The organism is Streptomyces sp. NPDC016851, from assembly GCF_055562795.1.
On the sequence record NZ_JBVHEP010000006.1, the window covers coordinates 229,621 to 242,022 of the forward strand.

10 protein-coding genes are annotated in these 12,402 nt (G+C 72.0%); 5 read left to right on the plus strand and 5 right to left on the minus strand.

Annotated elements, in window-relative coordinates:
* Positions 1-19: 19 nt before the first annotated feature.
* The gene (locus tag ACZ3I3_RS12650; protein ID WP_467364463.1) at positions 20-1,243 is read right to left on the minus strand and encodes an MFS transporter; all 1,224 of its coding nucleotides are present in this window, start codon (positions 1,241-1,243) and stop codon (positions 20-22) included.
* 159 nt (positions 1,244-1,402) lie between these two features.
* On the opposite strand from ACZ3I3_RS12650, the gene ACZ3I3_RS12655 reads away from it, so the two are divergent.
* The 3 genes from ACZ3I3_RS12655 to ACZ3I3_RS12665 all read left to right on the plus strand — a co-directional run bounded on the left by ACZ3I3_RS12655 (position 1,403) and on the right by ACZ3I3_RS12665 (position 3,892).
* Entirely contained in the window at positions 1,403-2,044 is a 642-nt protein-coding gene (locus tag ACZ3I3_RS12655; protein WP_467364464.1) for a DUF6758 family protein, read from the plus strand.
* Positions 2,045-2,240: 196 nt separating this feature from the next.
* Positions 2,241-3,098, plus strand: coding sequence for a PHP domain-containing protein (locus ACZ3I3_RS12660; RefSeq protein ID WP_467364465.1), 858 nt, complete (start codon positions 2,241-2,243; stop codon positions 3,096-3,098).
* Positions 3,099-3,286: 188 nt separating this feature from the next.
* On the plus strand, positions 3,287-3,892 hold the full coding sequence (locus ACZ3I3_RS12665) for a MarC family protein (protein WP_467364466.1): 606 nt from the start codon (positions 3,287-3,289) through the stop codon (positions 3,890-3,892).
* Between the two features lie 25 nt (positions 3,893-3,917).
* On the opposite strand, the gene ACZ3I3_RS12670 is transcribed toward ACZ3I3_RS12665, so the two are convergent.
* Together ACZ3I3_RS12670 and ACZ3I3_RS12675 are read right to left on the minus strand one after the other, a co-directional pair.
* On the minus strand, positions 3,918-6,017 hold the full coding sequence (locus ACZ3I3_RS12670; protein ID WP_467364467.1) for a trypsin-like serine peptidase: 2,100 nt from the start codon (positions 6,015-6,017) through the stop codon (positions 3,918-3,920).
* A 135-nt stretch (positions 6,018-6,152) separates the two neighbouring features.
* Positions 6,153-6,329 (minus strand): hypothetical protein, encoded by a 177-nt coding sequence (locus ACZ3I3_RS12675; protein ID WP_167337993.1) that lies wholly within the window; start codon positions 6,327-6,329, stop codon positions 6,153-6,155.
* Positions 6,330-6,533: 204 nt separating this feature from the next.
* On the opposite strand from ACZ3I3_RS12675, the gene ACZ3I3_RS12680 reads away from it, so the two are divergent.
* Complete coding sequence (locus ACZ3I3_RS12680) at positions 6,534-7,427, plus strand: NYN domain-containing protein (protein ID WP_399406929.1); 894 nt, start codon at positions 6,534-6,536, stop codon at positions 7,425-7,427.
* On the opposite strand, the gene ACZ3I3_RS12685 is transcribed toward ACZ3I3_RS12680, so the two are convergent.
* Positions 7,424-8,323: an alpha/beta fold hydrolase gene (locus ACZ3I3_RS12685; protein WP_467364468.1), complete on the minus strand. Its 900-nt coding sequence runs from the start codon at positions 8,321-8,323 to the stop codon at positions 7,424-7,426. The genes ACZ3I3_RS12680 and ACZ3I3_RS12685 overlap by 4 nt on opposite strands.
* 147 nt (positions 8,324-8,470) lie before the next feature.
* Positions 8,471-11,131 carry a DEAD/DEAH box helicase gene (locus ACZ3I3_RS12690; RefSeq protein ID WP_467364552.1) on the minus strand — a complete coding sequence of 887 codons (2,661 nt, stop codon included), beginning with the start codon at positions 11,129-11,131 and terminating at the stop codon, positions 8,471-8,473.
* Between the two features lie 476 nt (positions 11,132-11,607).
* On the opposite strand from ACZ3I3_RS12690, the gene ACZ3I3_RS12695 reads away from it, so the two are divergent.
* Entirely contained in the window at positions 11,608-12,363 is a 756-nt protein-coding gene (locus ACZ3I3_RS12695; protein WP_208641468.1) for a ferritin-like fold-containing protein, read from the plus strand.
* The last annotated feature ends 39 nt before the right edge of the window (positions 12,364-12,402 follow it).

A 12,402-nucleotide genomic window follows, 5' to 3' on the forward strand; every position in this document is an offset into this window, starting at 1 on the left:
AAACCCTGGCCGAAGAGCGTCAGTTGGCGAAGACGGCGACACCGTCCTCGGTCGCGTGCTGCGGCTCCAGCTCCTCGGCTTCGTGCGTGAGGGCCTTCCGCCGTACGACGACCACGAGCGCGCCCACGACCGCGGTGACCGCCGCCACGACGAACGGGATGTGGAGGTCGGTCCACTCCTCGATCTTCGGCGCGAAGTAGGGGGCGGCCGCCGCCGCGAACCAGCGCACGAAGTTGTAGCCCGCGCTCGCCACCGGCCGGGGCGCGTCCGAGACGCCGAGGGCCAGCTCGGTGTAGACGGTGTTGTTCACGCCGATGAAGGCGCCGGACAGGATCGTGCAGACGACGGCCGTGGTGTGGGAGCCATAGCCGAGCACGAGCACGTCGGCCGCGAGCAGCACCAGCGAACCGCCGAGCACCTTCAGCGAGCCGAACCGCTTCTGGAGCCGGGGCGCCACGATCACCGAGAAGACGGCGAGCAGCACACCCCAGGCGAAGAACACCGCCCCCGACCGGTACGGGCTCATGTTCAGCACGAACGGCGTGAAGGCCAGCACGGTGAAGAACGTGTAGTTGTAGAAGAACGCCGAGACCGCCGCCGAGGCGAGGCCGCCGTGGCCGAGGGCCTTGACCGGGTCCAGGAGCGAAGTCTTGCGGGCGGGCTTCGGCTGCTCCTTCAGGAACACCGCGATGCACAGGAAGCCGACCGCCATCAGGAACGCCGTCCCGAAGAACGGGTAGCGCCAGCTGGCGTCGCCGAGCAGGGCGCCCAGCAGCGGACCGCACGCCATGCCGAGGCCGAGGGCCGACTCGTACAGCAGGATCGCCGCCGCGCTTCCTCCGGCCGCCGCGCCGACGATGACCGCGAGGGCCGTCGAGACGAACAGCGCGTTGCCGAGACCCCAGCCGGCCCGGAAGCCGACCAGTTCGCCGACGGATCCGGAGGTGCCCGCGAGCCCGGCGAACACCACGACGAACGCGAGGCCGAGCAGCAGGGTCTTGCGGCCGCCGATCCGGCTGGAGACGAAGCCGGTCACCAGCATCGCCACGGCGGTGATGAGGAAGTACGAGGTGAAGAGCAGGGAGACCTGGCTGGCCGTGGCGTGCAGACCCTGGGCGATGGACGGCAGGATCGGGTCGACGAGTCCGATGCCCATGAAGGCGACGACCGACGCCCCCGCGGTCGCCCACACGGACTTGGGCTGCTTCAGGAGGCCGCCCGCTCCGGCGTCGAAGGGGTCCATTGCGTGCTCCCTTTCCCGAACGGAAGTAGTTGGTATATACACACACTAAGTTAGAGAGGCTAATTAATGCAAGCTACAGCTAGTGCGGGAGTGAAGGGTTCCGTCCGGTTGGGTGATCGTCCTTGACGCGGCGGGGCGCGGGTAGGACCGTGGGGCCCTATGAGGGGCGAACCCAGTTGCCCGAAGTGCGGTGGCCGGGTCAGGGCTCCCGGCCTCTTCTCCGACTCGTGGCAGTGCGATGTGCACGGCACCGTCCATCCGGTGCAGCCCGTGATACCGCCCAGCGTCGACGCCCTCAACGTCGTGGTGCACCGCACCCAGGTGCCGGTGTGGATGCCCTGGCCGCTCCCGGTCGGCTGGCTGTTCACGGGCGTCGCCTGCGCGGGGGACGACCGCACGGGTGGCCGTGCCACGGCCGTGGCCTGCACGGGGCCCGGGCCGCTCGGCGGGGTGGGCGAGCTGATCCTGGTGGCGGAGGAACTCGGCGTCGGACTCGGTGCGCGGTACGCGGGCATGGAGGGTCCGGACCCGGGGCCGTACATCGACGTCGGGAAGCCGGCGCAGGCGAAGGTTCTCGCCGCCGGGCGTCCGACGCCGCTGTGGCATGTGTCCGGTGCGCCGGACGATCGCGCGGTTTTCGCCGGTGAGGCGCTCGGGATGTGGCTGTGGGCGGTCGTGTGGCCGGAGCAGTCGGGCTTGCTGATGTACGACGAGTTGGTGCTGGCGGATCTGCGGGAGGCCGGGGCGGAGGTGGAGCTGGTGCCGTGCGGGGCTCTGTCGCCGCGATTGCTTCAGCCTTAGCGCCCCGGGGGCGTGGCGGGGCTTCGGGTGTGCGGGCGGCTGCGGGGGGTCTGAGGCTTGTCGCGCAGTTTCCCGCGCCCCCTCAGGGCGTTGGTTGTAGGGGGCGCTTGGGGGGTTCGGGTGTGACAGGGGTTGCCGAAAGTGTGGTTATCCTGGAGCAGCCCTACTCGTCCCGTCAGTGTCTGGAGTCCGCGTCGTGCGTATCGATCTGCACACCCACTCCACCGCTTCCGACGGTACGGACGCTCCCGCCGAGCTGGTGCGGAAGGCCGCCGCGACCGGACTGGACGTCGTCGCGCTGACCGATCACGACACCACCCGCGGCCACGCCGAGGCGATCACCGCGTTGCCCGAGGGGCTCACGCTGGTCACGGGGGCCGAGCTCTCCTGCCGGCTCGACGGCATCAGCATGCACATGCTGGCCTACCTCTTCGACGCCGAGGAGCCGACACTGCTCGCCGAGCGCGAGCTGGTCCGGGACGACCGCGTGCCCCGGGCGCAGGGCATGATCGCCAAGCTTCAGGAGCTGGGCGTGCCCGTGACCTGGGAGCAGGTGGCGCGGATCGCCGGTGACGGGTCCGTCGGGCGTCCGCACGTGGCGACCGCGCTCGTCGAGCTGGGCGTCGTGCCGACCGTCAGCGACGCCTTCACCCAGGACTGGCTGGCCGACGGCGGCCGGGCCTATGTGGAGAAGCACGAGACCGACCCCTTCGAGGCCATCCGGCTGATCAAGGGCGCGGGCGGGGTCGCGGTGTTCGCGCACCCCGGGGCGAGCAAACGGGGGCGTACGGTTCCGGAGGCCGCGATCGCCGAGATGGCCGCGGCCGGGCTGGACGGCGTCGAGGTCGACCACATGGACCACGACACGGACACGCGTGCGCGGCTGCGGGGGCTGGCGAAGGAGCTGGGGCTCCTGGTGACCGGGTCCAGTGACTATCACGGCAGCCGGAAGACGTGTGTGCTCGGGGAGTACACGACGGATCCCGAGGTGTACGGGGAGATCACGCGGCGGGCCTTCGGGGCGTTTCCGGTGCCCGGGGCTGGCGGGGTCTGAGGTCTCTGTCCTGTAGGTCCGTTGTCAGGCACCCGGCGTTGTCGGCTGTGCCCACCCGTTCCTCCCCCAGTGCCTTAAGGGCCTGGGGGGACCCCCAGGGGAACGCCTGCCCACAGCGGTTGCGGTAGCGATACGTCGCTGCCCTGTCCGCCGCGTTCTTTCACTCACCCCGCAAGGCCATCACGCTCATGTTCGACCTCGCCGTTTTCGGCTCCCTGTTCCTGACCCTCTTCGTCATCATGGATCCCCCCGGGATCACCCCGATCTTCCTCGCGCTCACCGCCGGACGGTCCGGCAAGGTGCAGAAGCGGATGGCCTTTCAGGCCGTCTGCGTCGCCGGTGGTGTGATCACCGTGTTCGGGCTGCTCGGGCATCAGATCCTGAACTACCTGCACGTGTCCGTGCCCGCGCTGATGATCGCGGGTGGGCTGCTGCTCCTGCTGATCGCGCTTGACCTGCTGACCGGCAAGACGGACGAGCCCAAGCAGACCAAGGACGTCAACGTCGCTCTCGTGCCCCTGGGCATGCCGCTGCTGGCGGGGCCGGGGGCGATCGTGTCGGTCATCCTCGCCGTGCAGAAGGCCCACAGCGTCGCCACGCAGGTCTCCGTGTGGACGGCGATCCTCGCCATCCACGTCGTGCTGTGGCTGGTCATGCGCTACTCGCTGGTGATCATCCGGATCATCAAGGACGGCGGTGTGGTCCTGGTGACGCGGCTCGCGGGCATGATGCTGTCCGCGATCGCCGTACAGCAGATCATCAACGGGGTCACGAAGGTGATCCAGGGGAGCTGAGGGGCCGCCGGGTCACGCCGCCGGGTCACGCCGTGCGGGTGAGGACCGTGCCGATCTCCCTGGCCGGTTTCTCGTGGGCGAGGTACTCCTCGATCTTGTGCGCGCGGTCCCGGCCGTTCTGGACGGCCAGCTGTGTGAGCTTGCCCCACCGCTCGTTCTCCAGGGGGCAGCCGACGGCCACCGCGTCGGTGGGGCACCAGACGTTGACCCAGTCGCGGACCTTCGGAGGCCGGTGCGGGCCGCGGGCAAGGAGCCGCTCGTTGACGCCGTCCAGCCCGAGCGGGCTGCCCGCGGTGACCAGCAGGACGGGGTCGAGGCCGTCCGGGAGCCGGGTCAGCAGGTCCATGCCGACGACCGTGCCCAGGCTGTGCGTGACCAGGACCAGTTCGCCCGTGGTGGGCATCGTCTCCAGGACGCTGTCCAGCACCGCCTGACGCACGGAGCCGTCTCCGAGGTACAGGTCGACGTCCCGTAGGAACGTGGCGATGGTCCACTCGTCCAGGTCGGAACGGGCGGCGAGCCAGCTCAGCGGCCGGTGCAGTGCGCCGACCAGGCCCGACCCGAAGCCCTCCGTGGCCGCCGGCCCGTTCTGGGGCATGCCGGCCCGGGCGGCCGCCTCGTAGAGCAGCTGCTCGTAGGAGCCGGTGGGTGACTCGGCGGCGAAGACCTCGGCGGCAGCGGCGGCGCTCACCTCGTCGAGTCCGACAGGCGGGGCTGTGCTCTCCCGCCCGGTCACGAGACCGGCCAGTCGCGTGCCGTAGAACGGGAACCACACGTCCTCCGGGTCGACCGTGGGCAGTGCGGCGAGCGTGAGGCCGCGGTTCAGGCCCGACGTCCATTGCCGGCGGAGGTCGTCGGGCTCCTTGCTCTGCTGGTCCCTGCCGTGCAGGAAGACCAGGTGCCGACGGCCGCCGAAGGCGGTGCCGCGGGCCGGGCGTCCCTTCTTGGGGCCCTGAGTCGGGGTCGTCCGGGCCTCGCTCCCGGGCATGGCCGCCGTCACGGGGACGTCCTGGACCGCCGGGGTCGTGACGCCGGGCAGGCCCGGGGTGCTGGTGTCCGGCCGGGGTGCGAGGGCGGCCGTGCTCTGGTCCAGGCCGGAGTCCGGACCCATCTCGGCCAGCAGCGCGCGGCGCCCGGGGTCGAGGTCCAGCCGGGCCAGGTGCTTCAGGATCGAGCTGATGCGGACGCCCTCGTTGGCGACCCAGTCGATCGCGTCGTCGCCGTCGCCCGGGGTCCAGGGCCTGCCGTCCTTCCGCAGGACGCGGCCCTGGTCGTCCTTGTTCGGTACGCCGCTGTGGTGCAGGGCCACGACCTCCCACTGGTCGTTGAAGACGGGGGAGCCCGAGTTTCCGGGGCGGGTGTCGGTCCGGTACTGGATGAAGTCGTCGAGCCGTACCAGCACCGCGTTGTCCCGCAGGACGATCTCCTTGAGGCGCCCGTCCGGGTGACCGATGATGTTCACCCTCTCGCCGAGCACCAGCTTCCCGAGCTGCACGCTGAGCCGGTTCCAGCCGAAGACCTCGCCCGGCGTACGGCCGTCCAGGGCGGGCGTGACCGCCACGAGGGCGAAGTCCAGCCGCCGGTCCGCGGCGAAGAAGCTCCCCGGGTCGAGCTCCATGCGGACGGCGGTGTCGGGGACGTTGTCGACCGTGACCTGCGCGTTGAACTCCGCGAAGCACTGGCGGGCGAAGCCCTCGTCGGGCAGCACGTGGTGGTTGGTCATCAGCAGCCGCGGCGAGACCAGGAAGCCGGTGCCGTGCGGAAGCTCGCGGCCGTCGCGGCGCAGGGTGATCCGGGCGACCGTGGCTCCGGCCCTGACCCCGCGTGGCAGGAAGCTCCAGGCCTGGAGCTCGTTCGACAGGTCGATGATGCGTTCGTTGGCCTGGGGCAGGTCCATGGCCTCGCCGCGGATGTCCGCCACCACCGCCGAGGGCGACAGACCGCCCCGGTCGAGGATCCGGTCGGCGCGCACGGCGAGCGCGTCCGGGTTGTCCGGGAACCGCACACCGGCCGCGATCCGGCCCTCGACCCGCTCACGCTCCGCGGCGGATTCCTCGTACCGCCGCGCTGCCTCGGCCGTGGCCCGCTCGTGCAGTTCCTCGTTCGACCGGCCCGTCACGGTCATGCCGTCCACCGTCCTGTTCTCGCTCTCGCCGTCCCCCTCAGCCAGTACGCCCGCCACCACGGAGGTCCGCAACAGCAAAGCCCCCGCACGGCCGATGCCGTGCGGGGGCTTGCAAGTGTGGGAGAGCGTCGCGCGTTATGAGGCCGTGGTCCCGGCCGGGCGGATCCAGAGGCGCTGCCCTGTGGCGGCGGCCTGCTGAACGATGCGGTTGACGGAGGCGGCGTCCACGACGGTCGTGTCCACGGGCGTGCCGTCGACATCGTCGAGGTGCATGATTTCGAAGCGCAAGGGCTTCTCCCTTCGTCTGGTCATCCTCCTGAGGAGAACTACTCGGTGGTCGGCCCACGAGGCAGCGGTGCCCGGTGTTCCGTATGGGTCAACAGCACGGGGCGGTTGAAACATTCCCTACGCTAAAGAAATTTTTCGACCGGCTAATTACTGAGCCGTAAGGCTGTTGTTACGGGACCGACCGGGACCAGTTGTGTTCGCAGCGTGACCGCCGGGACAATGGAGGTGATGAACGACGACCTCGCGGCCCTGAGCGCCCGCATCGACCGCACCAACGAGCTGCTCCAGCGCATGCTCGCCGAGGTGGCGAAGACACCCTCGACCCATGCGATCTTCGTCGATGCCGGGTACCTGTACGCGGCCGCGGGACGGCTCGTCGCCGGTACGGAGGACCGCCGGGCCTTCGACCTCGACGCCGAGGGCCTGATCGACGCGCTCATCGACACGGCCCGCACGATCTTCGCGGACAGCCGGCTGCTGCGGGTCTACTGGTACGACGGCGCCCGTCGCCGCATCCACACGGCGGAGCAGCAGAGCATCGCGGAACTGCCGGACGTCAAGGTGCGGCTGGGCAACCTGAACTCCAGCAACCAGCAGAAGGGCGTCGACTCGCTCATCCGCACCGACCTGGAGTCCCTCGCCCGGCACCGCGCCATCAGCGACGCGGCCCTGCTCGGCGGCGACGAGGACCTGGTGTCGGCGGTGGAGGCGGCCCAGGGGTACGGCGCCCGCGTCCACCTCTGGGGCATCGAGGCGCCGGAGGGGCGCAACCAGGCGGAGCCCCTCCTGTGGGAGGTCGACAGCCAGCGCACCTTCGACCTCGACTTCTTCAAGCCCTACGTCTCCCGCCGCGCGGCACCCGCCTACGAGGCCACCGCGGGCCGGCCCACCCGTGACGACGTGCGGTTCGTGGGCGCGCAGATCGCGGCGAAGTGGCTGGCGGCCCGCGGCCGGGACACGCTGGTCGAGCTGCTGCCCGGCCACCCCTACCTGCCCGGCTCGGTGGACCAGGACCTGCTCGTGGAGGCGGAGGGCCTGTTGCAGTACTCGCTGCGCGGCCAGGCGGAGCTACGGCGCGCACTGCGGGACGGCTTCTGGGAGCACCTCCAGACGCAGTACTAGGCCGTGTGGGTGTTGTCCTGGCGGACCCTGTCCCAGAAGTCGGCGAGGGCCTGGGCGGTCGGCAGGGGCTGGTCGGCGCCCGGGGAGTGCTCGGCGCCCGCGACGACCGTGCGGTGTGCGTTCAGCCGTACGGCCATGTCGTCGAGGATCGCCACCGGCCAGGTGTCGTCGTGCGCGCCCGACAGGACGTGGAACGGCAGTGGCACGGCGGCGAGTTCGTCGACACGGTCCGGCTCGGTGCACAACTGGCGGCCGGTCGCGAGGAGTTGGGCGGGGCTGTGGCCCAGCCAGCGACGGCGCAACTGCTCCGGATCGCCGGGGCCGCGCGCCGGCCCGCCGACCTCCTCCGGCGGACCCATCGCCTGGATGGCCTCCCACACCTCCTCCATCGACAGCACGGTGAGCGCGTCCCGCAGCAGCTTCACGCGCTGCTGCTGGGAGACGGAGATCTGCGCCGGGCCGGACGAGACGAGAGTGAGTGAGAGGAAGGGGGAGTGGTCCAGCAGCACGGCCGCCCGCGCGATCTGCCCGCCGAGCGAGTGCCCGACGAGGTGCACGGGCCCGCCGAGCGCCTCGGCCTGCGCGAGCACGTCCCGGGCCAGTTCCCGCTGGGCGTAGGCGGTTTCGTCGTCCACGGGGCCGTGCGACTCGTGCTGCCCCCGCCCGTCCACGGCGACGACCCGGTAGCCGCGCTCCGCGAGCGGCTCGTGGAGCAGCCTGAAGTCCTCCTTGCTGCCGGTGAATCCGGGCAGCATCAGGGCGACGCCCTTGGGCTCCGACCCCGACTCCGACCCCGCCTTCGGCGACGAGTCGACGACGGCGAACTCGCCGCGGGGGGTGCGCAGGGGGTATGCGCGGGCGCCCGGGGGCGGGGTGAACGTGGCTTGCCTGGTCACGGGGTGAGGGTAGCGGCTGGGGGTGGGGTGGCGGGCTGATGGCGGGTGCGCCGGTGGGTGGCGGCCGGTGGAGACGCGGGCGGGCCGCGCCCGGGAATGCCGATGGCCCGGCCCCACACGCGGTGGGGCCGGGCCATCGAGGGAGTGTCAGCCCTCCGTGGGCTCCGCGGCGGCCGTGGCCTTGCGGGTGCGGCGGGCCTTCGGCTTCGCCTCGGCCGCGTCGTCCGCGACCTCGGTGGAGGCCGTGGTGGCCGCTGCCGACTTCCGCGTGCGACGCGGCTTGGCGGCCTCCGGCTCCTGCCCGGCCTGCGCCGGGATGTCGGCGGTTTCGACGGCCTTGCGGGTGCGGCGGCGCGGCTTGGCTTCCGTGCCTTCGGCCGTGTCGACGGCGCCTTCGGCCGCTGCGGCGGTCTTCCGCGTCCGGCGGGGCTTGGCCTCGGCGGTCTCGGCATCCGCAGCAGTGGTGGCCGCTGCCGTCTTCCGCGTACGGCGCGGCTTCGCCTCGGTCGCCTCGGCCGTGTCGACGCTCGCCTCGGCCTTGGCCGTGGCCTTGCGCGTACGCCGCGGCTTGACCTCGGCGGCCTCCGGCTCCTGCCCGGCCTGCACCGGGATGTCGGCGGTCTCGACGGCCTTGCGGGTGCGGCGGCGCGGCTTGGCTTCCGTGCCTTCGGCCGTGTCGACGGCGGTCTCGGCCGCTGCGGCGGTCTTCCGCGTGCGGCGGGGCTTGGGCTCGGTGGCCTGTGCCTCGCCGGCGGTGTCCTCGGTCGCCACCGTCGCCTTGCGCGTGCGGCGGGGCTTGGCCTCGGCGGTCTCGGCCGTGTCGACGGCGTCCTGCGCGGCGGCAGCTGCCTTGCGCGTGCGGCGGGGCTTGACGTCGGCCGTCTCGGCATCCGCGGCGGCGGTCGTCTTGCGCGTGCGGCGAGGCTTGGCCTCGGCGGTCTCGGCCGTGTCGACGGCGTCCTCCGCCGCGGCTGCGGCCTTGCGGGTGCGGCGAGGCTTGGTCTCCGTCGGCTCCGGTGCGGGCTCGATGGTTCCCTCGGCCGTGTCGACCGCCTGCTCGGCCGCGGAGGCAGCCGTGCTCTTGCGGGTGCGGCGGCGCGGCGCGGCCGCAGGAGCCTCGGGCTGTTCCGTCACCGGGGCGGCCACGACCGACGCGGCATCCGCGTCCGCCTGCGCCGGGGTGTCCGCAGCAGCCGAAGGCGTCACCGCGGCTTCCGCCGCCGCCGTCTCGGACCTGCGCGTACGGCGCCGGCGCGGCTTCGCCGCCTCCGTGCTCGTGCCCTCCGCGGTCGCCACGGCGTTCTCCGCCGGTGCGGACGCGGCGGATTCGACCGACGTGACCGGCGCCGACTCGGCCGCCGGGGTGCCGCCGCGGGTGCGGCGACGGCGGCGCGGGGTGCGAGGAGCCGTGACGGCCTCCGCCTCGGCGGAGCCGCCCGTGGCCGTGGTGTCCACAGCGGCGGTGCCGGCGGACTCCGGCGTGCCGTCCAGCGGCGATCCGCCGCGCATACGGCGGCGGCGTCGCGGCGTACGGGCCGAACGCTCGCGGTCGGCCGCCGGGGACTCGTCCCGGCCGCCGCGACCGTGGCCACCGCGTCCGCGCGGCCCCCGGCCGCCCGTCTCGCCCAGGTCCTCCAGCTCCTCCGCGTCCAGCCCGGCGCGCTTGCGCTCCGAGCGCGGCAGGACGCCCTTCGTGCCCTCGGGGATGCCGAGGTCGGCGTAGAGGTGCGGGGACGTGGAGTACGTCTCCGGCGGGTCGTTGAAGCCGAGGTCCAGCGCCTTGTTGATGAGCTGCCAGCGCGGGATGTCGTCCCAGTCGACGAGCGTGATCGCGATGCCCTTGGCGCCCGCGCGGCCCGTACGGCCGATGCGGTGCAGGTACGTCTTCTCGTCTTCCGGCGACTGGTAGTTGATGACGTGCGTCACGCCTTCGACGTCGATGCCGCGGGCGGCGACGTCGGTGCAGACGAGGACGTCCACCTTGCCGTTGCGGAAGGCCCGCAGGGCCTGCTCGCGGGCGCCCTGGCCGAGGTCGCCGTGGACCGCGCCGGACGCGAAGCCGCGCTGCTTGAGCTGGTCGGCGAGATCCGCCGCCGTGCGCTTCGTACGGCAGAAGACCATGACCAGTCCCCGGCCGTCGGCCTGCAGTATCCGCGCGACCATCTCCGGCTTGTCCATGTTGTGCGCGCGGTAGATGTACTGCTTGGTGTTCGCGACCGTCTTGCCCGCGTCGTCCGGCGACGTGGCGCTGATGTGCGTGGGCTGCGACATGTAGCGGCGGGCCAGTCCGATGACCGCGCCCGGCATGGTCGCCGAGAACAGCATGGTCTGGCGGCGCACCGGCAGCATGTTGATGATCTTCTCGACGTCGGGCAGGAAGCCCAGGTCGAGCATCTCGTCGGCCTCGTCGAGGACGAGGCACCGGACGTGCTTCAGGTTGAGCTTCTTCTGCCCGGCGAGGTCGAGCAGCCGGCCCGGGGTGCCGACGACCACGTCGACGCCCTTCTTCAGGGCCTCGACCTGCGGCTCGTAGGCCCGGCCGCCGTAGATCGCGAGGACGCGCACGTTGCGCACCTTGCCCGCGGTCAGCAGGTCGTTGGTGACCTGCGTGCACAGCTCGCGCGTGGGGACGACGACGAGCGCCTGCGGGGCGTCGGTGAGGTCTTCGGGCTTGGCGCGTCCGGCCTCGACGTCGGCGGGGACGGTGACGCGCTCGAGGAGCGGGAGGCCGAAGCCCAGCGTCTTGCCGGTGCCGGTCTTGGCCTGGCCGATGACGTCCGCGCCCGAGAGGGCCACGGGGAGCGTCATCTCCTGGATGGGGAAGGCGGTGGTGATGCCGACGGCCTCCAGGGCCTCGGCTGTCTCGGGGAGGATTCCGAGCTCTCGGAACGTCGTAGTCAGGGTGCTGCCTCTTCTGTGTGGGCGGCGCGAGGCGAGCGCGGGGGTCTTGTCGGACCGTGCCGGGGACGTCGGCTGCCTACGGGCGGGCCGTAGAGCACGGGACCGCGCCGACGCTCTAGCGCTCATGCCGCTGAGGGTGTCCCTCCGGCATCCGTACGCAATCTGCCGTATGGACGGGAGGTCTGTCGGGTCGGAGCCGATCGGGCCACCGACCGGGCATCCTCATACGTGCGGCCTGTCGAGGTACGTCGACGTACCAGCAGGCGCATTACCACCATACCCCGGAATCCCGCACTCGCGACGGCCGATTTGGTCACGTAGTCGTCGTCACACTGATTGACCAGGGCCTTACGCCTCCCGGCGGGCGGGCTATTGTGCGCTTCATGACGAGCTCTGACAAGCCTGAGAACGCCTCGGACACCACCGCCACCCCGGCCGAACACACCGGAGTCGCCGCCCGGGACTGGGCGACGGCCTCCGCCGACCCTCAGTACCGCGCCGCGGTCGTGGACCTGCTCGGTGCGCTCGCGTACGGGGAGTTGGCGGCGTTCGAGCGGCTCGCGGAGGACGCCAAGCTGGCGCCGACGCTGGAGGACAAGGCGGAGCTGGCGAAGATGGCGTCGGCCGAGTTCCACCACTTCGAGAGGCTGCGCGACCGGCTCGCCGAGATCGGGGAGGAGCCGACGCGGGCGATGGAGCCGTTCGTCGCCGCCTACGACGGGTTCCACAAGCAGACGGCCCCCTCGGACTGGCTGGAGGGCCTCGTCAAGGCCTACGTCGGCGACTCCATCGCCAGTGACTTCTACCGGGAGGTCGCGGCCCGGCTGGACTCCGACTCCCGCGGTCTGGTGCTGGCCGTGCTCGACGACACCGGGCACGGCGGCTTCGCCGTGGAGAAGGTGCGTGCCGCGATCGACGCGGACCCGCGCGTGGGCGGGCGGCTCGCGCTGTGGGCGCGGCGGCTGATGGGCGAGGCCCTGTCGCAGTCCCAGCGGGTGGTCGCCGACCGGGACGCGCTGTCGACCATGCTGGTGGGCGGGGTCGCGGACGGCTTCGACCTCGCCGAGGTCGGCAAGATGTTCTCCCGCATCACCGAGGCGCACACGAAGCGGATGGCCGCACTGGGGCTGGCGGCGTAGCGCTCCGCGTCGCGTGGTTGCGGCCGCGTCGCTGCTGCG